At 66.8% G+C, this 25,196-nt stretch carries 24 protein-coding genes; 5 read left to right on the top strand and 19 right to left on the bottom strand.

Features of this window, described 5'->3' with window-relative positions; genetic code table 11:
- Position 1: 1 nt before the first annotated feature.
- The 3 genes from B9C43_RS02350 to B9C43_RS02340 are packed head-to-tail and all read left to right on the top strand — an operon-like array spanning position 2 to position 6,108.
- Positions 2 to 2,281, top strand: a complete 2,280-nt coding sequence (locus B9C43_RS02350; protein ID WP_084424367.1) for a PKD domain-containing protein — start codon at positions 2 to 4, stop codon at positions 2,279 to 2,281.
- Positions 2,278 to 4,602 (top strand): PASTA domain-containing protein, encoded by a 2,325-nt coding sequence (locus tag B9C43_RS02345; protein ID WP_084424366.1) that lies wholly within the window; start codon positions 2,278 to 2,280, stop codon positions 4,600 to 4,602. The genes B9C43_RS02350 and B9C43_RS02345 overlap by 4 nt, the downstream gene beginning before the upstream one ends.
- Before the next feature lie 6 nt (positions 4,603 to 4,608).
- Positions 4,609 to 6,108 (top strand): COG1470 family protein, encoded by a 1,500-nt coding sequence (locus tag B9C43_RS02340; RefSeq protein WP_084424365.1) that lies wholly within the window; start codon positions 4,609 to 4,611, stop codon positions 6,106 to 6,108.
- Here B9C43_RS02340 and B9C43_RS02335 read toward each other — a convergent pair.
- From B9C43_RS02335 to B9C43_RS02275, 14 genes are all read right to left on the bottom strand, one after another.
- Entirely contained in the window at positions 6,092 to 6,649 is a 558-nt protein-coding gene (locus B9C43_RS02335; protein ID WP_033380916.1) for a hypothetical protein, read from the bottom strand. The genes B9C43_RS02340 and B9C43_RS02335 overlap by 17 nt on opposite strands.
- A 21-nt stretch (positions 6,650 to 6,670) precedes the next feature.
- Positions 6,671 to 7,165, bottom strand: a complete 495-nt coding sequence (locus B9C43_RS02330) for a zinc-ribbon domain-containing protein (protein WP_033380917.1) — start codon at positions 7,163 to 7,165, stop codon at positions 6,671 to 6,673.
- Positions 7,162 to 7,701: a hypothetical protein gene (locus B9C43_RS02325; protein WP_084424364.1), complete on the bottom strand. Its 540-nt coding sequence runs from the start codon at positions 7,699 to 7,701 to the stop codon at positions 7,162 to 7,164. Before B9C43_RS02325 ends, B9C43_RS02330 begins: the two co-directional genes overlap by 4 nt.
- The gene (locus tag B9C43_RS02320; RefSeq protein ID WP_084424363.1) at positions 7,698 to 9,662 is read right to left on the bottom strand and encodes a putative baseplate assembly protein; all 1,965 of its coding nucleotides are present in this window, start codon (positions 9,660 to 9,662) and stop codon (positions 7,698 to 7,700) included. Before B9C43_RS02320 ends, B9C43_RS02325 begins: the two co-directional genes overlap by 4 nt.
- Positions 9,659 to 10,075: a GPW/gp25 family protein gene (locus tag B9C43_RS02315; protein ID WP_084424362.1), complete on the bottom strand. Its 417-nt coding sequence runs from the start codon at positions 10,073 to 10,075 to the stop codon at positions 9,659 to 9,661. The genes B9C43_RS02320 and B9C43_RS02315 overlap by 4 nt, the downstream gene beginning before the upstream one ends.
- An 11-nt stretch (positions 10,076 to 10,086) precedes the next feature.
- On the bottom strand, positions 10,087 to 11,742 hold the full coding sequence (locus B9C43_RS02310; protein ID WP_084424361.1) for a VgrG-related protein: 1,656 nt from the start codon (positions 11,740 to 11,742) through the stop codon (positions 10,087 to 10,089).
- Positions 11,735 to 12,412 carry a CIS tube protein gene (locus B9C43_RS02305; RefSeq protein WP_033380920.1) on the bottom strand — a complete coding sequence of 226 codons (678 nt, stop codon included), beginning with the start codon at positions 12,410 to 12,412 and terminating at the stop codon, positions 11,735 to 11,737. The genes B9C43_RS02310 and B9C43_RS02305 overlap by 8 nt, the downstream gene beginning before the upstream one ends.
- The gene (locus B9C43_RS02300) at positions 12,413 to 14,629 is read right to left on the bottom strand and encodes an eCIS core domain-containing protein (protein WP_143446043.1); all 2,217 of its coding nucleotides are present in this window, start codon (positions 14,627 to 14,629) and stop codon (positions 12,413 to 12,415) included.
- Positions 14,607 to 15,071, bottom strand: a complete 465-nt coding sequence (locus B9C43_RS02295) for a phage tail protein (protein WP_033380926.1) — start codon at positions 15,069 to 15,071, stop codon at positions 14,607 to 14,609. Before B9C43_RS02295 ends, B9C43_RS02300 begins: the two co-directional genes overlap by 23 nt.
- A complete protein-coding gene (locus B9C43_RS59910) occupies positions 15,061 to 15,213 on the bottom strand; it encodes a DUF6760 family protein (protein ID WP_312024906.1) in 153 nt (50 codons plus the stop codon). The genes B9C43_RS02295 and B9C43_RS59910 overlap by 11 nt, the downstream gene beginning before the upstream one ends.
- Positions 15,214 to 15,233: 20 nt before the next feature.
- Complete coding sequence (locus B9C43_RS02290) at positions 15,234 to 15,590, bottom strand: hypothetical protein (protein ID WP_033380927.1); 357 nt, start codon at positions 15,588 to 15,590, stop codon at positions 15,234 to 15,236.
- Between the two features lie 150 nt (positions 15,591 to 15,740).
- Complete coding sequence (locus tag B9C43_RS02285) at positions 15,741 to 16,172, bottom strand: phage tail protein (protein ID WP_033380928.1); 432 nt, start codon at positions 16,170 to 16,172, stop codon at positions 15,741 to 15,743.
- A gap of 32 nt (positions 16,173 to 16,204) precedes the next feature.
- A complete protein-coding gene (locus B9C43_RS02280; protein ID WP_033380929.1) occupies positions 16,205 to 17,794 on the bottom strand; it encodes a phage tail sheath family protein in 1,590 nt (529 codons plus the stop codon).
- 181 nt (positions 17,795 to 17,975) lie between these two features.
- Complete coding sequence (locus B9C43_RS02275) at positions 17,976 to 18,476, bottom strand: GyrI-like domain-containing protein (protein WP_084424359.1); 501 nt, start codon at positions 18,474 to 18,476, stop codon at positions 17,976 to 17,978.
- Positions 18,477 to 18,638: 162 nt separating this feature from the next.
- On the opposite strand from B9C43_RS02275, the gene B9C43_RS02270 reads away from it, so the two are divergent.
- The gene (locus B9C43_RS02270; RefSeq protein ID WP_160096255.1) at positions 18,639 to 19,544 is read left to right on the top strand and encodes a LysR family transcriptional regulator; all 906 of its coding nucleotides are present in this window, start codon (positions 18,639 to 18,641) and stop codon (positions 19,542 to 19,544) included.
- A 414-nt stretch (positions 19,545 to 19,958) separates the two neighbouring features.
- Here the strand turns inward: B9C43_RS02270 and B9C43_RS02265 are convergent, their stop codons facing one another.
- The 3 genes from B9C43_RS02265 to B9C43_RS02255 form a co-directional block, all read right to left on the bottom strand.
- Complete coding sequence (locus tag B9C43_RS02265) at positions 19,959 to 20,654, bottom strand: helix-turn-helix transcriptional regulator (protein ID WP_051894949.1); 696 nt, start codon at positions 20,652 to 20,654, stop codon at positions 19,959 to 19,961.
- Between the two features lie 122 nt (positions 20,655 to 20,776).
- Positions 20,777 to 21,595, bottom strand: a complete 819-nt coding sequence (locus tag B9C43_RS02260) for a class I SAM-dependent methyltransferase (RefSeq protein WP_200825402.1) — start codon at positions 21,593 to 21,595, stop codon at positions 20,777 to 20,779.
- Between the two features lie 106 nt (positions 21,596 to 21,701).
- Positions 21,702 to 22,082 carry a nuclear transport factor 2 family protein gene (locus tag B9C43_RS02255; RefSeq protein ID WP_051894945.1) on the bottom strand — a complete coding sequence of 127 codons (381 nt, stop codon included), beginning with the start codon at positions 22,080 to 22,082 and terminating at the stop codon, positions 21,702 to 21,704.
- A 76-nt stretch (positions 22,083 to 22,158) separates the two neighbouring features.
- Here B9C43_RS02255 and B9C43_RS02250 point away from each other — a divergent pair, with 76 nt between their 5' ends.
- Positions 22,159 to 24,558 carry a winged helix-turn-helix domain-containing protein gene (locus tag B9C43_RS02250; protein ID WP_160096253.1) on the top strand — a complete coding sequence of 800 codons (2,400 nt, stop codon included), beginning with the start codon at positions 22,159 to 22,161 and terminating at the stop codon, positions 24,556 to 24,558.
- Here B9C43_RS02250 and B9C43_RS02245 read toward each other — a convergent pair.
- Positions 24,551 to 24,919: a hypothetical protein gene (locus B9C43_RS02245; protein ID WP_084424356.1), complete on the bottom strand. Its 369-nt coding sequence runs from the start codon at positions 24,917 to 24,919 to the stop codon at positions 24,551 to 24,553. The genes B9C43_RS02250 and B9C43_RS02245 overlap by 8 nt on opposite strands.
- Entirely contained in the window at positions 24,916 to 25,125 is a 210-nt protein-coding gene (locus B9C43_RS02240) for a DUF397 domain-containing protein (protein ID WP_084424355.1), read from the bottom strand. Before B9C43_RS02240 ends, B9C43_RS02245 begins: the two co-directional genes overlap by 4 nt.
- Between the last annotated feature and the right edge of the window lie 71 nt (positions 25,126 to 25,196).

Genomic DNA, 25,196 nt, shown 5'->3' with positions numbered 1-25,196 from the left:
GATGCGTTCAAGTGCGTGGGTCGTCTCAGCTGCGCTCCTTGTCGGCGCGGCGGTTGTTTTCGGTGCCGATGACGGAATTCCCGCGCAGGACGTGCGTTTGCTGTCCGGTTCGGCATGGTTGTCGTCGGCGAAGGTCGGACAAGTGACCCTGTTGGACGGGTCGACGGCCGAGGTGGCTGCCCAGTTGCAGGTCGCCCCGCCCGGCAACGTGGTGGACGTGGTGCAGGCCGGGTCGACCGCGTACGCGGTGGACAAAACCGCGGGCACGATCCGCCGGATCGACGGCGCCACCTTCGAACTGAGCACACCAGAAGCGCCGATTCCCGACTCCCGTGCCGGTTTGACGGCGTTCGCGGGCGAAAATGTGTTGTACGCATTCGACAGCGAACGCGGCGTGTTGGTCGACACCGACCCGCGGACCGTTGCTCGTCGCGGCAAGGAGCAGACGCTCGCCGCGCAGGTCGGCACCAATACGACCACTTTGGACGACGCGAAACGGCTCTGGGTACTTGAGAACTCGACCGGCGTGCTGACCAGGTTCGACGGCCAGGAGCGGACGAACGCGAAGGTCACCGACCCCGGCGAGAACGTTGTCACGATTGCCGGTGGTTCGCCGGTGGTCGTGAACGTCCAAGGCCGCAAGGTGATCACGGTCGACCCGATCACCGGAACGGCCGACCGGACGATCGGCCTCGACCTGCGGGCCGACGACACCGTGCAGGTCAGCGGATCACCCCACGATCCTCGCGTGTACATCGTGGCTTCGCGTGGTGTCGTGCACATCTGTGACCTGACCGTGGGATCCTGCGAGCAGGTGATCCCGTTGACTGCCAACAGCAAGCTCGGCCCCGCCGTGGAGGCGGGCAAGCGCGTGTTCGTGCCGGACTACACCACCGGCCAGGTCTGGATCATCGACCTGGCAGGCGGAAAGGTCGTGGCGAAATCGCAAGTCCTCACGCCCGCAGGCGATTTCCAGCTGCTGGCACGCGACGGCGTGGTGTTCTTCAACGACCCGGAGTCCGCGCGCGCCGGTGTCATCCAGCTTGACGGCACCGTTTTGAACACGGCGAAGTACGACGAAACGAATCCGAACAAAGGCCTGACGCAACCCGTCGCGGGCCAATCAGGACAGACGCCACCGTCTGCCGGCGCCAGCCAGCCCACGCCGCCTTCCCAGGCCAACCCACAGTCCAATCCGCCGCGTCAGACCAGCCCGCGGAACACACCGTCGGTCACGCAACCGCCGAACAGGACGCAGCAAACACAACAGCCTTACCAATCGCAACAGCCGAACCCGAACCAGCACTCCAGTTCGCCGTCGCAGCAGCCGTCGAATTCCTCGAGCAGCAGCTCTCAACCGCCGCCGACGCCCGATCCCCTGCCCAGCTTGCGAATCACGGCCAATCCGTCGGCCCCGGTCGCGGGTGAGCCAGCCACGTTCAACGTCACCGCGAGCGATGGCCAGCAGCTGTCGAACATCCGCTGGAGCTTCCAGGGCGGGGGGTCGAAGACCGGCGCACCGGTGCAGCAGACCTGGAGCCAGGAAGGCCAGTACCTGGTCAGTGTGCAGGCTCGGATCCCGGACAGCAGGGAGACATCCGGGTCGGTGACCGTGACGGTCGGTGCCGCGCCAACGATAAGCGTCAGTGTGACAGTGGCTCCAGGAGGCCGGATCACCGGCGGCCCAGGCAATCTGGCCTCGTGCTCGTCCGGTTCGCGCTGCACCGGTGAGGTGGACCGGCGCACCAACATCACGTTCCGGATGGAGCCCGACTCCACACATCGGATCGGCAAGTGGCGCACCCCAGCGGAATGCGCGGGCTCCACCAGCGCGACCTGCACCGTGCGGACGAGCACGCACACCGAAAGCATCTCGGTGGCCAACGAGTTCGAAGCCAAACCGGCACCGACGAAGTTGACCGTCCGCGTGACCGCAGCGACCGGCAGTTCCGGCACCGTCACGGTCAGGGGAGGTGGCCTGGACGCACGTGACTGCGCGGCAGTGGCCCAAACAGCGACATGCACATACACCGTGACCGACCCGGACAACGCCGTTTTCGTCTCGGCCGCAGCCCGTTCCGATTCACATTTCGCCGGTTGGACCGAAGGCCCGTGCGCGGGAGGCAAAGCGGACTGCAGCTTCAACGTCTTCAATGACACGACTATCGCAGGCAAGTTCGCCGTCGGGTCCGCGACCTTCATCTGGCTGTTGCCCATGTTGGGGCTGCGGATCCCGCCGCAGGCTGCCCGGGACAAGCGACAACGGGAGGCGGGGATATGACGCTGTTATCCCTGCAGAAACCGTGGATACGCAACGGGATCGCCACCGGGTTCGCGGTGGCGGCTGTCGGTGGGGTCGCCGTGGCCGGAGTGGACAGTGGCAACGAGGTTCATGACGTCAAGCTGCTGTCCGGCACGGCGTGGCTGCCGTCCGGCCGCGTGGGGCAGCTGAGCCTGCTGGACGGCACGTCCACCGAGGTCTCCGCGCAGGTGCAGGTCGCACAGCCGGGTTCGGTGCTCGACGTCGTGCAGGCCGGGCCGAACGCGTATTCGGTCGACCAGACCGCGGGGACCATTCGACGGATCGACGGGGCAACATTCGAGGTCAGCGCGCCGGAAACACCGATACAGGGAGCTCGCGCCGGGCTGACAGCGTTCGCAGGCTCCGGCAAGCTGTACATCGTGGACACTCAACGCGGGCTGTTCACCAATGCCGACCCGCGGACAGGACGTGCGCTGAGCACGCCGCAAACCCTCGCGACCCAGATCGCTCCCGGCACCACCGGCATCGACACCGACGGAAGACTGTGGATCTCCGACAACGCGACCGGTGATGTGCGGACACTCGTCGACGGCGCGGAGAAGGAGCCGATCAAGGAGGTCACCCGGCCCGGGCGCAGCATGCTGACGATCGTCAACGGCAAGCCTGTGGTCGTGGAAGTGGCCGCGCGCAAGGCAACCGTGGTCGACCCGTTGCTGCGCACGGCCGGCACGACCATCGATCTGGACTTGCGTCAAGGCGAGGAGGTCCAGGTCAGCGGTTCGCCGTACGGCGACCGGTTCTACGTGGTCGCGCCGCGTGGCGTGCTCACGATCTGCGGTCTGGCCGAGGAAAGCTGCTCCAACGCGGTGCCGTTGGCGGGCGGCAGCCTCGGCGCGGCCGTCGAGGCGGGCAATCGCTTGTTCGTCCCGGACTACACAACCGGTCAGGTCTGGATCGTCGACCTGGACAAGAAAACCGTCCTCGCGCAGCCGCGGGTGGTCAAGTCCGCCCGGCAGTTCCAACTGGTGTCCCGGGACGGCGTGGTCTTCTTCAACGTCCCAGACTCCGACGAGGCCGGCGTCATCACGCTCGACGGAACCGTCCTGGATGTGGCCAAGTACGACAAGAACGATCCGAACAAGGGTTTGACCGCACCGATCAGGGGCGTGCCCACGCAACCGAACCCGCAACAACCGCCGGTGCAGGACCCGTCGCAGGTTCCCGTTCCGCCTCCGACACAGCAGCAACCCCCGACTCAGGGACAGCAGCCGCCTCCGCAGGTCCCTCCACCGTACGTACCTCCACCGCCGCCTCCTCCCCCACCACCGCCACCGGCTCCGCCACCTCCACCGCCGCCACCGACGACTGATCCGCCGCCCAAGCCGGAGAAGCCGGTCGTCAAGATCACGCCGTCCAAGGCCAGCCCGGTGGTGAACGAGAACATCACGCTGAAGGTCGACGACACCAAAGGCGTCGCTCCGAAGCACGCGACGTGGTCGTTCGGTGACAACCAGAACGGCAGCGGCGCGATGGTCAGCCACAAGTGGGCCGCGATCGGGATGTACCAGGTCAGTGTGCAGGTGACGATGCCGGACGGGCAGACCGCGATGACGTCCCGGACGATCGAGGTCACCAAACCGCCGGACACCACCGTGCCTTCGGTCGTCGGGCAGACCCAGAACGCCGCAACCACCGCACTCACCAACGCGAACCTGCGCACCGCGGTGGCACACGTCGCGAGCAACTCGGTCGCCGCCGGGCTCGTGATCTCGCAGAACCCGGGCGGCGGCAAGGTCGTCGCGCCGCAGACAACGGTGAACTTGCAGGTCTCCTCGGGTACGCCGGCCGTGATCGATCTGCTTGCACGCGCATCCAGCGCGCAGTGGACCAGTGGCGCGGGAACGCTGCCGTTCAACGGAAGCGACATCGACGAGCGTGGATTCGTCAAGCCGCGCAGCGGTTTTCCGCTGGAGAACGGCTCCAAGCCCGCGTTCCTCGAAACGCACCCGCAGTGGGTGAACAACGGCTTCATTCAAGGCAACTTCACGTTGCCGCGCCCGATCATCGCCGGTGACCGGTTCAAGGCCACGGTCGGCTTCATGGCCGTGGAGAGCCCGCCGTCGGCCGGTGGCGGCACGTTCATCGTGAGCGTCATCAAGGGCGGCACGGCGACCACGATCGCCACGGTCAACGACTCCGCGTCCGACGGTGTCATGCGCCCCATCAACGTCGACCTGACCCCGCACGCGGGTGCCACCGGGATCAGGTTCCGCTTCAACGCGGGCCCCAACTCGGCTCAGGACTGGGCGTCCTGGGTCGGACCACGAATCGAAGGATGATCAGCCATGGCCATCGCGATGAAAGTGACCGTCAGTCCGGAGCGGATCTCGCTCGGGCCGGGCGAGACCGCCGACGTGGAGCTGACTGTCCAGAACGCGAGCCAGGTCGTCGAGCACTTCGCCGCGCACGTGGTCGGTCTGCCGAGCAACGACCTGTTCCGGTGTGAGCCGGACGTGGTGAAGCTGCGCCCGAAGGAAGTCGGCACGCTGCGGATGCAGATCTCCGTGCCCGAGCGCGGTGGCATGATCGCGGGCCCGTACATCCTCGGCCTGGTGGTGAAGTCGCCGTACAGCCAGGAAGTGTCCCGCTGCGAGGAACTCCCGCTGGATGTCCGGCCGGCCCCCGCGCTGACGATGAACGTGCAGCCCGAGGTCGCCAACGGCGGCAAGATCGGCAACTACGTGATCAACCTGGCCAACGAAGGCAACATGCCGATGGCCGTGACGTTGTCGGGCACGGACCCGGAGAACCGGGTCGGCTTCAAGTTCGCGCCCCGCGAGCTGCGGCTCGAGCCGGGCATGGTGGCGGGTTCGCAGGTGACCGTGAACTCCGACCAACCACTGACAGGCTCGGAGAAACACCGGTCGGCGACGCTGCGGGCGCACGCCGGCGAAACGGTGGTGGAGAAGCCGGTCTCGTTCGTGCAGCGGCCGAAGATCCGTGGCGGCTGGATGAAGTTCGGTGCTCTGGCCGCCGGCCTGGCCGTGTTGGGTGGTGCGACCGTCGGTGGCGCGCTTTTGTTGCGTGACATCAAAGCCGACAACGCCGCGGCAACGGCGGCACAGGTCCAGCCGCAGGCGCAGCAACAAGTCCCGCAACCTCCGCAGCAGCAGAACCCACCGGCACAGACTCAGCCGCCCGCGCCGCCGAACGCGAGCTCAGCCGCTCCCCAGCCGCCACCATCTCAGCCTGCCACCGCGCCTCCGGCTCAGTCAGGTGCGCCACAGGCCGTGCCCGTGACCGACAACATCGACTTCGAGCAGGACCTCAGCGGCCAGGCCGTGACCAGGGACGGCCCGATCGCGGCCAACCACTACGCCGACAAGGGCCTCAACCTGGTCGCGCTGCCGGATCGGGGACCGATCCAGTGCAAGAACGCCACCCAGGTGGCGCTGCGGGTCAACCGGGCGAACCCGAACTCGACCAACCCAGTGGCCGGCGCGGGGGTCTACGTCACGTCAGGGATCCCGACCGAGATCCGGGAATGCAACATCGTCCCGATCCGGATGCAGTTCGACCGGGCGCTCACCGCGGTGAACGTCTACTTCACCGGCCTGCCAGGCACTCGGTACACCGCGACGATGAACTTCCTCGACGGCACGTCACAGGCTGTCCAAGGCACCGCGACCAAGATCGGCGAGCGGGTCGCGATCCCGTTTCAGGTACCGCAGGGCAAGCAGCCGATCAAGGACGTGATCTTCAGCCTGAGCCCCGACGTTCAGCCCGACATCGGTGGTCGCACCAACATCCTGCTCAAGGGCGTCGGCTTCACGCGAGTTCCGTAGAGCCGGGGAACTGCCGCAGGTACTTCGTGCACTGACCAACGAAGTCGTCGGCCGGGCCTTCCAGACGGGTCCGGCTGATGACCTCGTCCGGGTCACGCACGGGTGGTGTGAGCATGCGGATCTCGTCGTCGACGAATTCGCCGTCGCCTAATTGTGCTGTGGCCAGGGCTAATCCGGTCGCCACCGTGATGCCGACGGGTGTGCGGCTCGGGCTGAACACGGCGTGCCGGTCGTCGTCGATGGACGCTTCGCCGATGAAGTCGATGACCATCAGCCGGACGCCGTCGCCGGTGGCCGGGATGTCGATGTCGTAGAACACCGAGCCGGACAGGCCGTCCTGGTCGGGCTCGATCGGTTCGCCGATCACCGCGGCGCTCAACCCGGCCTGACCGAGAACGCGGCCACGCCTGCGATCGGTGAGAACCGCCAAGTCAGGCACCTCGACCCCGCCCAGCAGGTCGGCGAGAACGTTGCGAGTGCGGTCAATCAGGACAGCCAACGTGATCGGCGTGCGCAGAGTCGCCTCAAGATCAACTGACACGCGCAGAGGATACGCAGGCCCTCACAGGAAGTAAGCCAGGGCCCAGACCGTTCCCATCGCGACCAACGGCAAGCCGATCAGCAGCGCGGTCTTCCACCACTGGCTCTTGCGCTTCGGACCTGCGGCGACGGGTGGCGGCTCGGGCATCCAGCGAGGCGGGAAAGCCGCGCCCGGCCACAGTTCGCACCCGCAGACCTCGCAACGCTTGCGGTGCGGCGGGTTCACCTGACGGCATTGTGGGCAATGCGGCCCAAGCGCCCGCTGCGGCTCCCGCATCACCTGTGGCGGCGGGCGATGCGGCTGCGGTGGCGGCGCGTACGCGCGTTGCTGTTGCCGCGGCGGATAGGGCATCTGTCCGGTGTAGCTGATCACACCGTCGTCGACCGGTTTGTGGGTGACCTTGTGGGGCTGCGGCTCCACATGTGCCGGTTTGTCCAACAGCAACGGATAGCCGCAGTGCGCACAGAGTTTCGCGCCCTGCGGCGGCACCGGCTGGCCGCACTCTGGGCAGTTCATCGTTGCTCCTGCTGTTCGGACCGGACGACCAGGTCGACCCGGACGCCGATCGGGAGTTCCTCGGCGAGGAACGTCATCACCTGCTTCTTAGTCAGCAGGCCGGTGTGGTCGAGCTCGACCGTGACCACATGGGACGCCTGCGGCACGTCGTCGCGGGGACCGAACACGCCACCGGAGTCGATCACGTCCACCCGGCTGTCGGTCAGCGCCTCGAGCAGCAGTTCCAGACCACGGCTGGTGCCACGCCAGACAAGCGCTTGGCCGACCGCGCGGATCAGCCGGCGCTGGGCGTCCCGGACGCTGGGATCCTCGGAGGCGAGCGTGGCGGCGTCGGCGTCCACGCCGATCCATGACGCCATGTACACCAGCATCTCGGGTGAAGCGAGGTTGACGTCCAGCTCGTGCTCGATGTCGACGACCTGATCACGGACCGAGTCGCCGATCTCCTCGAACGCACGGACGAAGCCGGAGATCACCGGGTCCCGGCGCATGATCGCCGGAAGCTGGTTCACAAGCCAGCCTGCGTTGGCTGTCATTGCCTGACCACCACCCGATGGGACACCGACATGAACAGCTCTTCCTTGGCGAGCCGGACGCGCTGGCCGACTTCCTCAGGTTGCTGCTGGCCACGCAGGTCCGCGAGGAACATGTGCACGGTCTCGGCGCGCGAAACACCAGCAACACCACGCAGAACCGAGAAGATGTCCCCAATGGACAGATCCGCGTCGAAAGGCCAGCCCTTGCCGTCCGGGCCGCCGGTGACCGGGTTGACGAACTCGTACAGCGCCCGTTCGGCGTCCTCACGGACCTTCTCCGACCGCACGGTCGGGGACGCGTGCACCTCGGCGACGATCGTGATCCCTTGGTACGACGGCGTATCGATGCGGACCTGGGTGGTCAGCAACCGGCGACCGTCGAGGTATCCCTTGATCTGGTCGACCAGGTCCTGCTTCAACGCCAGGTCCTGCAGCTTCATCGACTCGGGCGCGACATCGCTGCGCGGCACCACGAGCAGCCGCACCGGATCGCCCGCCTTCAGCGGCGGCAAGCACCGCGCACGAGCGGCACCTGGTGCTGCGGCCAACGTCAGTCGCTCGAAGTCCTTGCCCGTCACGGCACGGTGCCCGCCGCGCAGGTACAACGGGCCTCGGACCTTGGCGTTCTCCACGGTCTCCGCGTCGACACCACCCGTGGCGGGTTCGAGGTTACGAACCGAGTCCACCGACTGGATCGCGCTCAACGGCACGGTCAGCTTGCCCGCACCGACGTTTCCACGCCTGCCACCACCGTACCGGTACCCGGTCACCCAGATCTGCGAGTCTTCCTCGGGAACCGCACCGTACTGGCGGATCCGGCCGTCGCGGCCGATCACGCGAGGCCCGAACCGGATCTCGCCGGTCGCGCCGTTCCACGTGTACACACGGTCGTTCTCGGTCGCGTCGGTGAAGTCCGCGACCTCAGTCCACGGCACGGGGTCCGGGTCCACACCAGGTTCACGCCGCGGCGGCACGATCTCGACACGCTCGCGAGCCCCGCGCCGGGGCAGCACGGGCGCACGGCGCACGACGTGCACCTGACCGGGATCTCCGTTGCTGGTCCCGATCAGCTCACGCGGAGCGGGCTCGGCGTGGTGCGCGGCCACGGCGCCGCCAAGACCGATGACGTTGACCGAGTCCAACAGCGGTGGCGTGTCGTACGTCTGCCCTTCGACGGCCGGGTCGATCAGCTTGGCACGGACCCAGTGCGCCCGCACCGGACCGATCGCCAGGTTCTCGTGCCGCCCCTTGAGCAACAACGTGATCTCGCCGGACGTGTTGAAGCCGTCACTGGTGTCGCTCAGGACCTTCGCGTTGGTCCAGTCCCGGCCGTTCCAGCTCTGCCAGACTCGCGGTGGGTTCCTCGGGTCGATACCGCGACCGGCCGCGCCACTCACCTCGATGTCGACCCGGATCAGGTTGCCCTCAAGGCTTTCCTCGAAGCCGAGGTACATCGCGTCGTCCACGTGCAGCGACGGGAAGACCGGGATCTGCGTGCCTTCGAGGCCGAGTTCCTCGGTCCGGTTCTCGAACCGGCCGTCGGTCCGGGTCAGCAGCGCGGTCAGCTTCGGGCGGACCAGCATCAGGTCCGTGTCCGTCATGAACACGATCTGGTCCTCGCCGTGGCCGCGCTCGGTGCCGACCTGCGTGCCGCCGGGCACGCGGATCGACTGCTCGGGCGGCGCGGCCAGCGTGAACAGGATGTCCGTGCGGGCCGGGCTGGCCGAGGCGAGCTCGATGCCGACCAGCTCGAGGAACTTCACGTACAGCCGGTCGGGCACCTGGTTGAGCCGGTACAGGATCATCTCGGTCATCCAGGCGAACAGCTCGATCAGCGCGACGCCGGGGTCGGACACGTTGTGATCCGTCCACTCAGGACAGTGTCGGGCGATCCGCCGTTTGGCCTCGTCGACAATGTCCTGGAACCGGCGATCGTCGAGATTTGGCGCGGGGAGGGTCATGGCGCCGGTTCCTCCTGGGGGATCACATAGAACGGGTAGACGAGGTTGCGGTGGTCGTTGGTGGCCTTGATCCGGTATGCGATGTCGATCGCGATCATCGACCCGTCACCGTCTGGTACCGCGTCCACCGATTCGAGCTCGACCCGCGGCTCCCACCGCGTCACCGCCTCCCGCACGCTCTGCTCGATCAGGCCGAGCGTGTTCGCGTTCACGGGCGCGAAAACCTGTTCCCACATGGCACAGCCGAAGTCCGGGCGCATCACGCGCTCGCCGGGCGCGGTGGTCAGGATCATCCGCAGCGCGGCGTCGATCTCCTCGCCGCCCTGGACAAGACGAACGCTGCCGCCCGGCGTGATCTGGCCGGGAAACGCCCAGCCCGAACCGATCAGATCGCCGTTGCCCGGCTCACTCATGCCTGTCACCCTCAGTTCAGCTTGATCGGCTTACCGGTCGCGGTGATCGCGCCCTTGGCCGAGATGTCGATCTTCGCCGCTTCCACCTTCAGCGAGTTGCCCGCTTTGATCTCGATGTCCTTCGCGCTGATCACCAGCTTTGTCTCACCGGTCAGCTTCGACTCGTCCTTCTCAAGCGTCAGCTCGCACTCCGCGTCGCCGAGCTTGACGGTGATCTTGCTCTTCGGGTCGTCGGTCAGCACGATCCGGTGGTTCTTGCGGCTGGCCATCACCCGGTCCTTGACCTTGCCGTCCTGCGTCGGGTTCGGCTCGGGCGGCTTGTCCTTGCGGCCCCACAGGCCACCGAGCACGATCGGCCGTGACTTGTCGTCGTTCTCGAACCCGACGAGCACTTCGTCACCGACCTCGGGCAGCCACTCGATGCCACGCGACGCGCCCGCGCCGATCGTGGCCACCCTGGCCCACTGGCTTTCGTCATCCGCCAGGGTCGGGAACTTCACCTTGACCCTGGCTTGGCTTTCCTTGTCGTCGTTGTTGGTGACAACCCCGACGACAAGGCTTCCCCACCCTCGGTGCTCCTGGCGGTTGGCCACGCCACCACCGCCGATCATGTCGACCAGGCTCTCGGCTTCCTTGGCGCCGCAAGTGAAACGGGTGACGTACGGGCGGTCGGCACCGTAGATGTGCTCGACCATGGTCACCCGGTACTTGCCGGCGAGCCTGCTGCCGACCTTGTCCAGTGTCACGTCATTGCCCGCGCCGATCCACGGGTTGCCCACGGCTTCGCCCCGCAGGATCACCCCGCCGCCGGATGCCTTGGCCATCAACGACTGTGCCCGGGCGTCCGCTTCGGACTGACTGGCCGCCGGGAACTGACCGGCCCTGCGGGTTACCTGACCAAACGCTCGTTTCGCAGCCGCGGCCATCTGTTGCGCCGCAGGCGCGTCCGTGCCCGGGTCGGGAGTGTTGGCACGGCCGGTGATCGTCTTCTTGTCGACTGGATCCCACGCCGTGACAACGACTTCGTCACACGCGTCGACCGAGGCGAAGCGGACCTTGAAGCTGCGCAGGTTCTCGCCCCACGTCAGCTTCGGCGCCTGGCCGCGGCCGACGGGCTTGCGCTTGAAGTGGAACTTGTTCTCGGTGATCCAGAAGTCGTAGCCGATCGAGCTCGCGATCCTTCTGAGGAAGGCGTAGTCGGTCTCGCTGTGCTGCAACATGTGCGTGCGGACCTCGGACGTGCCGTCGATGTCCGGGTCAAGGCCGTACTCGCCGGAGACCCGGCGGGCGATGTCCGCGTCGGTCATGTTGGTGAACGCACGCGACTTGCCGCCACGAGCCATCCGATGGGTCAGGTCAAGCCCGGTCACCACAAGCTCGTGCCGCCCGGACACGCCAGGCTCCACCGACACCGCGGTGACCTCGCCGGAGGTCACGACGACTGGTTCACCCTCAGCCCGGAACGCGATCTCGATCTTCGTTCCCGGCCGGAACTTGTCCTCGTCGAACAGCTCGAAGTGCGGATCGTCGAAGTGCAGCGCGAAGGAGTCCGGCAGTTGCACGGACTCCTCGACGTGGACGAGCATCAGCCTGCCGTAGAGCTCGGTCCGCAAAGGCGAGCCGTCCACGGTCAGGATGACGCCGTCAAGGCGCCGCTGTTCAGGCATAACCGCCATCCCGTCGGCGAGTGCCCTGCTCAGGAATGGCCAGCTGCTTGCCCTTCGGCAGCATCAACGGGTCCAGGATGCCGTTGGCCTCGGCGATCTGACGCCACCGCGTCGCGTCGCCGTAGTGCGCCGCGGCGACTCGGTCCAGGGTCTCCCCTGGCCTGAGCTGGTGCACGGTGTGCAGGGTCGGCGTCGAGGACGTCGGGTTCTGCAGCGGCAGCTGGTCCTCGTCCTTCCACTGCTTCATCGTCAGATCCGCCTTGCACCGCAACGGTTTTCCCGAGCTGGCGAAGTACGTGAACCTGATCTGCACGCGCTCGACTATGCACTTGAACGACTTCGTGTCGCCCCAGTGGAACTCCACCCACGGCGGACGTGCCTTGTTGCGGCTCGGATCGGCGCCGGCCAGCGCGGGGTTGACCTTCATCAGCTTGAGCAGCTTGTCGGTGTGCTCGGTGACCGGCGTGCCCTCACGGGTGGTGTCGAACATCAGCGACATCGACATGGTTGCCGACTGGCCGGCCTGGAACCGCAGCTCGGGAGCGTTCTTGCCCTTCGCCTCGCCACCCTGCCAGCTGTTGGACTTGCTGATGGTCAGCTCGGCCGGGTTGAACAGGCACTTGATCTGGTCGCCGCCCTCAGTGAGCAGGTACGCCTTCACCGCTGCCATCTAGAACACCCCCGCATAGCGTCCGCCACGTCGTTCAAGCTGGCGGAGCAGTCGTTCCTCCAACGCCTCCGCGATCCGGTCGAGGTCCACACCGGACAGCGCCTGCTGCGCACCAGGACCGAGGACCTGGCCCACGGCACCCATGGCCTGGTTCACGCCGCTGGTGACAGCGTTCTGGGCATCGCCGACAACGCCCATGGCCTGGTTGCCGAGATCCTGTACGGCGCCCGTGGCCTGCGACATCGCACCGTTGACCCACTGGTTCGCTTGCCCGGCAAGGCCGTTGACGCCATCGGTGGCCATGCTCTGGACCTGCCCGACCATGCCTTGCGCGGCCTGGCTCATCTGGCTGACAGCCTGGTTGGCCTCGCTGATCGCGCCCTGTGTCGCCTCACGGACCGCGTTGTCCACAACAGTCCTGGCGATCTGCGACACGGCACCGACAACACCATTCGCACCGCCGCCGACCGGCAGGTTGTCGATCAGACCGGCCGAGACGGATCCGGCTTCCTCCCCGATCCGGTTGGCGAAACCCGAAGCGGCACTGGAGAAACGCTCGGTCATCCCGCTCGCGGCGTTGCTCAGCTCGCTCGCGCCTGACCCGATTGCCGAAGTCGCGCTGTTGGCCAGACCACCGACCATGCCGGTCGCCTGGTTGCCAAGCGAGCCAAGCGCACCAGTGGCTTGGTTGGTCAGCCCACTCACGCTGGGCAGCCCGCCACCGCCGAACAACCGCTGCACCCGCATGGGCGCGGCGGTTTCGAACTGCGAACCGACAGTCCGGGCATGCCGTTCGTCGGAATCCATCGAGCCAGTGTGGTTGTGCAGCATGAACCGCGGCCGGGTGATCGGCGACCGAGCGTGGGTGAGCTCGTGCGCGAGAACACCCAGTGAGGCTGGGTCGGCACTCGGCTGCTGTGCCAAGTGGACGACCCGGCCAGTGGTCGCGCCCAGCGCACCCACCTCGGCGAGGGCTCGGCGGGTCGCGGGACCAGTCGTGTACGAAGCGCCATCCGCACTGCCGGTCAGCTGTGCCACGAGAGGACGCACGCTGGTCGGGAAAGGCTTGGGCGACTCAAGGGGAACCGAGGCGACGGCCGCACGCCAGCGCTGTTCGGGAGACGCGGGCCGCTCGGCGACTTCGGGAGCGACGGCAGCCAGGGGCGGCTCGCCGGGCAGCGACATCAAGCCAGGCTGGGCCATTGGGGATGGCGGCTGGCCAGGCTGGGCCATGGATGAGCCGATCCCGAACAGCGGAGCCGACAGACCAAGCATGCCGGATGTCGGCGCGGGTGGCTGGCCAGGCAGCGACATCGGTCCGGCCTTCGGCGAACGGGCTGCGAACAGCGAGGTGGCGGATCCAATGGGAAAAGCAGTGGCCGACTGGGTGGCGAATGCCGGCGACGCCTCACCGGCAGCCGAAACGCTGATGGCCGATGATGCCTGGCCTGTCGCCAGGTAGGCCGCCGCCGCGAGACGCTGCACTGCCAACCCTTGGGCCGCCGGAGCTTGCACTGTCGACATTCGACCCGCCGCCGCGAGGCCCGAAGGCGCAGGTCCCGGCATGTTCGTGGGCCGCACCGCGGGTGCTTGGTCCGTCGACTTCGGAGTCGGTGCGGCGAGGCTGTTGCCCGCCACCAGTGGGTGAGCCGAGGAAACTTGTCGTGTGGGCGCCGATGGGCCTTGAGCGGAGGCCATCTGCGCTGCGAGCGTGCGGGCCGCCGCCGTGATCGCTCCCGGTGAATTCGCCACCGGGCCGGAGACGTTCGCGGGAGCCACTGCCCGCTGCGCGGGCGTGCTGATCAGCGGCTGCACCGGCGGGACCACAATGGACGCTGCTTCCCGCTGTACCACGCCTTGCGCACCGGGCGGCGGAGCCATCGCCAGCTGCGCCGTCGACCCGCCGATCACGGTGTCTTTCGACTTCTTCAGCATGGAAGCCTTGCCTGCCAACGGCATCCGCCGGGCCAGCAAGGGGCGCTGCGGGGTGTAGGTCGGCTCGGGCCGGCTCTGCGGACCGGGGTCGCTGCCGGAACGGAACCCCGGCAGCAAACCACCGACAAGCCGCTGGGCAGCCGCCCGCCACCACGGCGGGCGAACGGCCAGCGACTTGGTCGATACTACCGGGGCGGCCTGCGCCGCCCTCGGTTGCCTACGGGTGAAGGAGATCAGCCCACGCAGGCGGCCACCGATGCTAGTTCGCCGGTTTGAAGCCACAGTGGCACACCTCCAGCTCTTCGGTGGCCAGGTCCTTCGACGAGGCGGCCAGCTTGGGACCACTCCACTTGACCGGGAAGGCGTCGGTGAAATCCCACCGGCGCACCACCTTGCCGGTCGAGTCCTTCAGCTGGACCGAGCCGTGCCTGCGTTCGATCTTGCTGCCCGCCGCGTCCAGGCCCTCTCCCGAGCACTTGGCGAACCACTCGAACAGCGTGTCCGTCTCGGTGATCCCGCGCTTGAGCACGAGGTTGGGCCACTTCATCTGCTTGGGCAGCTTGTGCGTGAACTGGTTCTGGCCGCCCTCGATGATCTCCTCGGTGTCGATCTGCACCGACAGCCCGGAGACCTCGAGGAACGTCCCGATCGTCAGACCGTCCACAGTGAACACGAACTGGCCGGAGAACGGCGGGTCCATCTTGCGTGCCTGATTATTCGCCATTGCCGCCGATCCCCTGCCAGAAACGTTCGTTCAATGTGCTGACTTCCTCCAGCAACGTGATCCGGTCGCCGTGTTCGAGATCCAGTAGCTGGTCCAACCCCCAGTGCAAGTGGTAGGCCAGATACGTGATCTCACGCCACAGCGTGGCCGCGGCGTAGCGTGTCAGCCCACGGCTGCCGCCTCCTCCGGGAAAGGGCTGCCTGGCTCCATGTTCTCCAGGATCGACGGGTCACCGAAGTTGATCACCCGGTAGAAGTCCTGGAGATAGCGGTAGTCGCTGGCGAACAAGCGCTCGATCGTCCGCGTGGTCACCCGGCCGGACGTGCCGAGCTCAGTGACCACACGCGCCAGGACGATCACCGTCGCGTACGCCTCGTTGTCCTTGACGCGGTTGTCGCGCAAGGGCTCGATCTCGTCGCGGGCCGTCGCCAGCCGCATCACGCCCTCGCGGTGGATCACGCCTTCGTCGTCCACGAAGCCCTTCGGCAACGTGAACGGGTACTCGGTGTTCAGGCTCATGCGACCTCCTCGACCTGGTCCAGTCGCGTCGCATGAGCCCGGCCATGCATCGATGATTCCCTCGCAAGCTCACTCATGCGACCTCCTCGATCTGGTCCAGTCGCGTCGCATGAGCCCGGCCCTGCATCGATGATTCGCTCGCAAGCTCACTCATACCCGCTCAAGACCTTCGTGCGTGATGGTGACCTTCTCGGTGCTCACCGAGTTCGCGTCGGCCGAGAGCTCCGAGCCCTCCCACTTGGAGATCCACGCGTTGGTGAAGTTCCACCGCGCGACCTCCTCCATCTTGGAGTTCTTGGCGACGATGGAGCCGTTGCGGCGCGCCTTGGTGATGTCGCCGTTGATGATCTCCTTGCGCCACTCCCAGAGGCCTGTGTCGTTGTCCACGCGGCGCTCGAGGGTGATGTCCGACCACTTCAGGGCGCCGATCGTCTTGATGATCATCATGCGGCCCTCTTTGTTGAGTTCCTTGTGCTCGATGACCTCGGACTCGTTGACGACGCCGCTGCACTTCATGAAGGTGCCGAGCTCGATGCCGTCGGCCTCGATCACGAAAATATTCGTGGCTGTCACGTCTGACATTGCGTCTGCTCCCTATTTCCTTGTCGCCCTGCTCAGTCCGAGGTCTCCGCGCCGCCCTGCCACTGGCTGAGCCGGAAGATCACAAATTCGGCCGGCTTGACCGGCGCGAGCCCGACGTCGACGATCAGCTTTCCTTCGTCCACAGAGGACGCTGGGTTGTTGCTCTCGTCGCAGAGGACGTAGAAGGCCTGCTCCGGCGTGTTGCCGACGAGGGCACCCTGCATCCACAGGTTGCGCAGGAAGGCGTTGATGGTGCGCTTGACCCTGGCCCACAGGTCGGCGTCGTTGGGCTCGAACACGACCCACTGGGTGCCCTGGCGGATGGTCTCCTCGATGAAGTTGAACAGCCGCCGGACGTTGATGTAGCGCCAGCTCTGGTCGGTCGCCGCGAGCGTGCGGGCGCCCCAGATGCGGATGCCGTTGGCACCGAAGGACCGGATGCAGTTGACCTGCTGCGGGTTGAGCAGATCCTGCTCGCCGGTGGTCACGTCGGTCTCCAGCCGGGCGATGCCGCGGACGACCTCGTTGGCCGGGGCCTTCCAGACGCCACGCGCGGCGTCGGTGCGTGCCCACACACCGGCGACGTGGCCGGACGGCGGGACGGTCAGGAACTTCTCGCCGTCAGTCGCGCCGGGACGCGCCAACGGGTTCTGCACGACCAGGTGCGGGTAGTACGCGGTGCCGAACGCGCTGTCCTTGCCGAGCGCGGTCCGCCACTCGAGTGCCTGCTGGGCGTTGAGCCCGGGCGGGGAGTCGAGGATGGCCATCTTGGTGTGGCTGCGCTCGCACCAGTCGACCAGTTTCGACTGCGCGGCAAGGTATCCCTCGGTGTCGAAGGACCCGTCGGCCCGGGTGGCCACGGTGATCAGGTCGGGGATCGCGATCATGGTGACGTCTTCAGCGATCGCGAGGCCCTCGTACCCGGTGCGGGAAACCTCGGAGCCTTCGAACTCGGTGGGCGAGACGGAGTTCGTCGCCGGAGCGACGGCCTGAATGGCGTACCGGCCGGGTGCCGGTGCGCGCTCGGCGACCGACAGGCCCTGCGCGTTCTTGACCTCGACGCGGATCAGCTTGGACCGCTCGTTGATCGTCTTCTCGACGCTCTTCGGGCCGCGGCCGAGGTGCACGCCGCCGAACTCCTCGCGGACCTGGCCGTTGTCCATGACCTTGAGCGTGAACTCCTGGGTCGTCTCGCCCTCGGCGACCGGAGCGGGCTCCACGACGATGTCATAGGTGGCGGCCGGGTCGAGTGCCTCGACGTTCAGGGTCTCGATCTCCTGGCGGCCGGACGCGGGCAGCGCACGCTGCGCCTTGCCGGTCCCGTTGCCGCTCGGGATGCGGACGATGTAGGCGATGCCGCCACCGTTTTCGAAGAAACCCTTCACCGAGTGCGGCAGCAGGATGCCCGGCGCGAACCCGCCGTAGATCCGCTCGTACTGCGGCCAGCTGGTGACCAGTTGCGGCTTGACGCCGTCAGGGTCGGTCGGGTCGCCCGCGTCGGCGTTGTAGGTCGCGGTGAAACCCACGAACGCCGCAACGGCCGTGCCCACACCTTGCAGCGGCATGGAACCGCTGGGTCGCTCCTCGATGTAGACGCCTGGGGCGCCGTAAGTCGCCGCCATGAAGTGCTCCTTCTACCTCGGCTTGGCTCGGCCTACAGGTTCTCGCGCGTGCCACTGATCAACACCGCCCTTTCGGGCGACTATCGGTGCGGACCTGCGGGTTGCACGGGCGCGCAGCGCCTCAACCCCGCGGACGTAGGACGATCGGCGGATCGGCAGTGGGCTTTTCGGATCAAGTCCTCTATGGACGGTCTGGGGCGGCTACCTGGATGTTCAGGCCGACCTGCCACCTGGTCTTCATCCGCTCGGTTCGCGGGTCGGTCAGGTAGGCCTCGTAGCGGCAAGCGAACTGTTCACCTGCAGAGACGTCCCAGCTGTCGGCCTTGTGGCCGTTGTCGCGGATCCACTCGACCAAGGTGCGGTTCGCGCGCCGAGCGTGGTTGACGTACGTCAGGCTCGCGTAGTCGCCTGCGGGCAGGATGCCCGGACGCACCCGCTCGTCGCCCTCATGGTCGGTGATCACCCCGAGTTCGACGTCCATCAGGCCGTCCATGTCGATGACGTGCAACCGGAAGAAGGTATGGCCGAAGTCGGTGACCCCACGGTCGTCAAGCCACTCGTAAAGCTCGGCCATGAGCTTGTCGCGGACCGCGAACATTCCCCGAAACGGTGTGACGACACGGATTCCGACGTAGCGGATCTCCGGCAGCGCCACCAGCCGAGGCCCTTCGACGATCTCCATGCCGGACACCCAACCGGAAAGACGGCTGAAAAAATACCCCGGGGCATCAACAGGAGTTATGGCTCGATGCTGTCATGCGAACCGGCTTGCGTATTGCACAGTGGACTGCGTGCCCAGCCATGGAAACCGGGAAGCGTGGACGTAACCAACCACCATCTGCGGGTGATCACCGCCATCGCGGACGCGGGCAGCATCGGCCGGGCGGCGCTGCGGCTGGGAACCTCACACGCGGCACTGTCGGCGCAGTTGCGGCGGATCGAACGTGCGATGGGTGGTGACCTGTTCGTCCGCAGCAACGCCGGATGCGTCCCCACGCCGTTCGGCGACGCGGTGCTCGCCGACGCAAGACAGCAGGCGCACGCCGAGCCAGGGGAAACGATGCGTGTCCAGATCGGCGGCTACGCCGGGATCATGTTGGGCGAGCTCGGCAGGAGGATCGCCGGCGAGCCGTGGGCGTCCGGTGTCCACTTGCGCGACAACCCTGACTCGAGGGTCAACGTCAGGATGGTCGCCGACAGCGATGTGGACCTCGCCCTGGTCTACGACTGGCCGCCGGTGGCCATCCCCCGGCCGGCCAAAGTGCGTGAGCGGATCGTGCTTCCCGACGAGCCCGTCTTCGTGATGATGTCCGAAAGGCACCCGCTGGCCCAGTCATCGGCAGTGTCCTTTCGGGCATTGGCGGACTTCCCATGGGTGGACGAACCAGTCGGAACCACGACGTGGCCGGTATATCTGCAACACGTGTGCCATCACGCTGGCGTGTCGCTCCACATGGGACAGTCCGCCGCGAACCTGTCGGAAGCCCGTCACCTGGTCATGACGACATTGGCCGTCGCACCGGTTCTGGCCACAACAGAAGCACCGCCAGGACTGACAATCCGTGCGCTGGAAGGCCATCCGCTCCGGCAAAGGCTACGGCTGATCTACCGGCCGGACGGCCCGATCGCCACCCACATCACCACGGTGATCCGGCACCTCGGTCAGGCGTACGCCGATCATCAGGAATGCAGCGACGCCTTCCGCACGTGGTGGCACACCGAGGGCTGTCACACCATGCCGGTTCAGTAGCAGTCACCCGGGTTGTATTGGATGCACCGGAACGTGTGCGAGTTCGGTGTTCGGCCGCAGCGCCACGCGGCACGAGAACGATGTTAGCCGCGCCCCGGCCACGGTGCCGTGGTCGGCAGCGCTACCGCAGTGCGCGGAAGGTACTTGCTGCTCAGGAAGCCAGCCGTCGACACCATCCGCTGCACGGAAATGCTTGTCGGTTCGGGCATAGGCACGGCCCGGGTAGCGAACGCCGCGCCAGGCGGCGATAACCTCAGTCCACCGAAATCCCTGCTCTGCCCATTGCCGGACGACCCTTTCCGTCAGTGTCAGCATCAGCCGGCGATTGGCCGTTTCGCTGCAACCACCTGACACAGCGTTGGATCAAGGTGGTTTTCTCGATGGGCGGCTGGGCCGCCCATCGAGGTGGCACGCTTAGCCCGCTACCCGCAGTGTCGGGGCGCCGGGCTCCGGTGGGTTGAGGTCGACGCTGCGGTCGACCACGGATTCCTCCCCGATTTCGGCGTTGTGCACTCGGTCGAGCAGGAAGCCGCGTGGGGCGTCGCGCAGACGGCACCAGGCGAGCAGGTACCAGCCGCGCGGGCCGTGTAAGAGGCCCATGGGTTCCACTGTGCGGTGGGTGGTTTGGTCGTTGCGGTCGCGGTAGTCGATGTGTAGGACGCGACCGGTTTCCAATGCACGCTGGATGGGGCGTGGCACCGTCGAGCGTGGGCCAGGTGGTGCGCTGACCGGACGGACGCGGTCGACGAGTTGTTCGGCGCGCGCCAGGTCCTGTTCGGGCATCATGCTGGTGAGCTTGGCCAGCGCTGATCGTGCCGCCGCCTCGAAGGGAGCGCCGCGCAACTCGCGCAGTGCCACGGAGACGGCCATGGCTTCCTCGGTTGTCATGTTCAACATGGGCAAGGTGCGGTCCTTGTCCAGTACGTAGCCCCCACGTCGTCCCCGGTCGCCGTAGACCGGGAGGCCTGACTCCTGCAAGGCAGCCAGGTCACGCTCGATCGTGCGGATCGAGACGTTGAGACGATCTGCCAGCCACCGCGCCGCACGCGGTTCGGGCGCGGCCGCGCGAAGCTCCTCCACCAGGGCGAACTGTCGATCGGTTCTGTTCATGACCAGCAAGTTACCGAAGGGGTCCGACATTTTTGAGTCTGTCGCACAGTCGTTCGTCACCCGTTCGGCCCAACGAAGCGCCGAAACACCTGGTCACAGCTTCGAACATTTGTTCGAAATTTTTAGAAGCGGTAGCGGAGGATCCGCCCCGCGTCGCGCAGTCCCGGGATCTTGGCGATGACCTTCAGGCCCAGCCGGCCCGACAGCGGCAGGTTCTCCAGTCCCGGCATGTCCACGCTGCGCAGGGCGTCGAGGCACTTCAGCCCGGGATGCCAGCCCTCGACCTCGGCCGGATCGTCCAGCCCCCAGTGCAAGGTCGCGCCCGCGTTGCGCACCGCGGGCACGAGCTTCTGCAGCTTGATCCCCGTCGTGCCGTACACGTCGAACAGCAACTGCCCGGTGGGGAACCGGTTGGTGATCCGCTCGATCAGGCGCTTGCCGTCCTCCTTGTGCAGGTACATCGACAGGCCCTCGAACACCGCGACAGTCGGCCGGTCGTTGGGCACATCGGAGAGCCACGAGTCAGAAGTGACGGAGGCGCCGACCAAGTGGTAGTCCCCGCTCGGCGGGCTGACCAGCTTTTCGCGCAGCGCAACGACATCCGGATAGTCAAGATCCACCCAGCGCACGGTGGCCGCAGGCGCGATCCGCTGCACGCGCGTGTCCAAGCCACAGGCAAGGTGCAGCACGACAGCCGCGGGATACGCGGCGAGGAACTCACGAGTCCAGTCGTCGAGGACCTTGGCACGGATCGCGACGCCGACCGCGCTCGTCCCCGTCATCCGGGTCTTGCGGAAGTCGTAGTCGATCCGCGAGACCGCTTGCACGGCCGCGGCATCGTGCAACACGGAATTCGGCCGACGGCTGTCCAGCGCACGCCCGTAAAGCGTGGCGAGCATGGTCTCCGGAGCCCCGGTCAGCGTGATCTTCTCCCGCTCCACCACCTCATCGTGGCACTGGCAGCGACCGCCCGCCCGGCCACTCGCCGATCAATACAGACTTTTGACGTCAACCGGGCATCTCGCTCGTCTGTAGTGCCGGCAGAAGTCATGTCAGGAGTTCGAGCAGCGCCGGGACGTCGGTGTGCACCTGGTAGGAGACGATCTTGGTGTTGGCGAGGCGCCAGATGTGCACCTCCGGCAGGTCGAAGTCCTTGCCGTTGCCCAGCACGCGGCCGCGCGTCCGGCCGATCTGCACGACGTGATCGCCCGACGAGTACAGCGCCTCGGTCGTCACCTGCGGGTCGAGGTGGGACAACAGCCTCGTCAAGAACGTCTGGACGCCCTCGACGCCGTGATACGTACCGCCCCACGGCAGTGGCGCGGCCTGCACGAAGGTCACCGCTGGGTCCATCGTCGACAGAACTGCCGCGAGGTCCCGGCGGCCGAAAGCCGCGTAGACGCCCTCGATTGTCTTGATATCGCTCATGAATCCAGCCTCATCCAGCAGTGGCTCTGGCGCGTCCCTGATGTGGGGGACGCGTGGGGGATCTACGCTCGGCGGAGTGGCCTTCCCGGAGACGAAGTTCCAGGCCCCGCGGTTGCGGGCGGACACGGTCGACCGGGCTTCGTTGGTCGGTCCGCTGATCACCGACGTCCTGTCGGTCCCGCTGACGGTCATCTCCGCACCGGCGGGTTACGGCAAGACCACCGTGGCCGCGATGGTGTTCGCCCAGATCGGCACCGGCTGGTTGGCACTCGACCCCGACGACAATGACCCACGCCGGTTCCTCACCGGGATGGCGACCGCACTCGGACATGAGGTCGTACTCGACGACGATCCCGACGCAGTCCGCCGAGGTGTCGTCGCGTTGTTGAACGCGATCAAGTCCGACGCTGTCCTGATCCTCGACGAATGGGAAGTGATCACCGCACCCGAAGTCGCCGGGCACCTGGAGTACTTGGTCGACTGGGCTCCGCCGAACCTCCACGTCGTGGTGACGAGCAGGCACGATCCGCCGATCGCCCTGGCCAGGCTCCGGGCCCGGGGTCAGCTTGCCGAGCGAGGCCCGAATGACCTGCGGTTCACCGCGGCGGAGGCGTCCGCGTTGCTCGGACACGCGGACCTCGACCGGATCCTCGCCAGAACCGAAGGCTGGCCCGCCGGACTGCGTCTGCTCGCGGGATCCGGTGGGGCCGGGCGGATGCCGAGATCCGGTGACACCGGCGTATTCGACTTCCTCGCCGACGAGGTGTTCGGCCGCCAGCCCGAGGACATCCGCCGGTTCCTGCTCGAAACCTCGGTTCTGGAGACGATGACCGCCCAGGCGTGCATCGCCGTGACGGCCAGGGACGACGCGCCCGACGTGCTCGACAGGCTCACGCGCATCGGCCTTTTCATCACCGAGCAAGGCAACGCCTACCGTTACCACCCGCTGTTCGCGGAGTTCCTCGGTCGCATACGGAACAGGCGTCCCCACGCAGAACTGCACAGACGGGCCGCGGGTGTCGAGGCCGATCCGCTTGCCCGGGCCAAGCATCTGGTGGCTGCCGGGGACACGGCCTCAGCCGCGGCGCTGGTGGCGGAGGTCGGCCACGAACAACTGCGGATCGGACGCACCACCTCGATCCGCCGACTGTTGGCCACGCTTCCCACTGACCATCCGGGGTTGCTTGTCCTGCAAGGAGATCTAGCATTCGGTGCCGGAAACCTGACCGAGGCGCGTGCCGCGTACGAACGTGCCGGTGACACTCCGGACGTAGCGGCACGACTCGCGGATACCTTGATCCTGCAAGGAGAAATCGCCGCGAGCGACGAGCTGCTCGGACGTGCCCTCAACGGACGGATCGACACCGCGATCCGGGTGCGGTTGCTGCTGACAAGAGCGCGTGCGGCACAGATCAGCGGCCGATACACCGCCGCCGAGGACGCGGTCGCGCAAGGCATTCGGACCGCCGCCGAGCAATCCGCGACAACCACGGCCGCCGCACACATCTCCCCCACGCTCTTGCTCATCAAGGGCGCCGTCGACCACCTCGAACGTTTCGTGGCCGCAGCACGCCTGGAGGGCTTGGCGGCGTTGCACTCCGACGGCATCGCAGCGGCGATCGCCATGTTGCGCGGACGCCTGGACGAGGCGGCGACCAAGGCCGCGAACACGCTCACGGGATACGAACGATTCGGTGGCGCGCCGCCGTTCACCGGGTTCACGCTGGCCGCGACGCGTCTCATGTCGACAGCACCGTCGCCGGTCGATATCGACCCGTTGGTCGAAGATCTCCGAACGTACGCGGTCCGACTGGCGACGGCGTCGTTCATGTATCCCAACGCCTGGTTCATGATCGGCCGTGCATTGTGGTCACGCGGCCGGCTCGACGAAGCGCAGGCGGCCCGCGACATGATGGACACTTCGGACGGTCCGACTGGATCGGCGCCCGTGATCACGCTGAACCGCCTGTCGTTGGACGGTTTGCTCGCCACGGCACGAGGCGACTTCCGGCACGCGGCCGCCGCACTGACCGAAGCCGTCGATCTGGAGGACCGGCTCGAAGTCTTGAACATCTATGGCAGCGCACGAATCCGGCTGGCATACCTGCACGTCACGCGTGGCAAGACAGTCGAGGCGTCGCGCATTGCCCAGCCAGCGTTGGCCGAGTGCGCGCGCACGCCGGGACGCATCCTGGTGGAAGGCAAAGCCGCCACCGCTGTCCTGCGGCTGAGCAGCGATCCGTTCGCGGCCGCATTGCTGAGACAGCTGGAAAGTCCGACGCCTGCGACGTTGACCGCGCGGGAAATGGAGGTGCTGAGGCTGATGGTCGCCGGCGCCACCAACAAGGAGATCGCGAGACGGTTGGTGGTCGGCGAGGAAACGGTGAAGACCCATGTCAGCCGCGTTTTGCGGAAGATGGGCGTGCGAACGCGGGGGGCAGCCACGGCACACGCCCGGGACCTGGGGATCAGCTAGCCGGGACCCACTTGGCGCGGTTCTTGCTCGTGTGGATCCAGCAGCCGGTCGTCCCCTGCCCTTCTTCCTCCTCAGCAGGCACATCGGGCAAGCTGAGCAGCTCGTCGAGAACACGGGGAGCTGGGCCTTCGGACCGCCAGCTGTGCGCTTCGGGCGCCAGCACATCCTTGGTGTCGCCCGCCATCCGCAGTGCGATAGCGTCGTCCTCGGTACGCAGCTGGACCACGTCGATCACGTTGTCGTGCGGGCGGACCCCGACGATCGCCGTGATGTCACCGGATTCGTCGCGGGGGTGCACGAATTTGAAACCACGTGCGATGAGTTGCCGCAGTCTCTCCTCGGTGACTTCGGCGGCGTTCAATCCAAGACCCCCTCTTTTATTCCGGTAAGCAATGCCCTCAGCTGACCAGAGCGGTAGAGCACTACACCGCCGCGCGGATTACGGGAGTTGCGAACCGCGACCCGGTCGGCATCGACCCACGCGAGTTCGACGCAGTTGCCGTTCTTTCCGCTCCGGCTGCTCTTTCGCCAGGACAGATCAGCGGGCAAGGATGCGGCTGTGTGCATCGCCGATCCTCCTCTGTCGACCATGAAGTGGGATGCAATTGCATTCGGGATTGCGGTCAACGGTAGCACGT

This window comes from Kibdelosporangium aridum, assembly GCF_900176515.1.
GTDB lineage: Bacteria > Actinomycetota > Actinomycetes > Mycobacteriales > Pseudonocardiaceae > Kibdelosporangium > Kibdelosporangium aridum.
The sequence above is the reverse complement of the archived record's forward strand: the minus strand, read 5'-3'. Positions and strand labels throughout refer to the sequence as shown.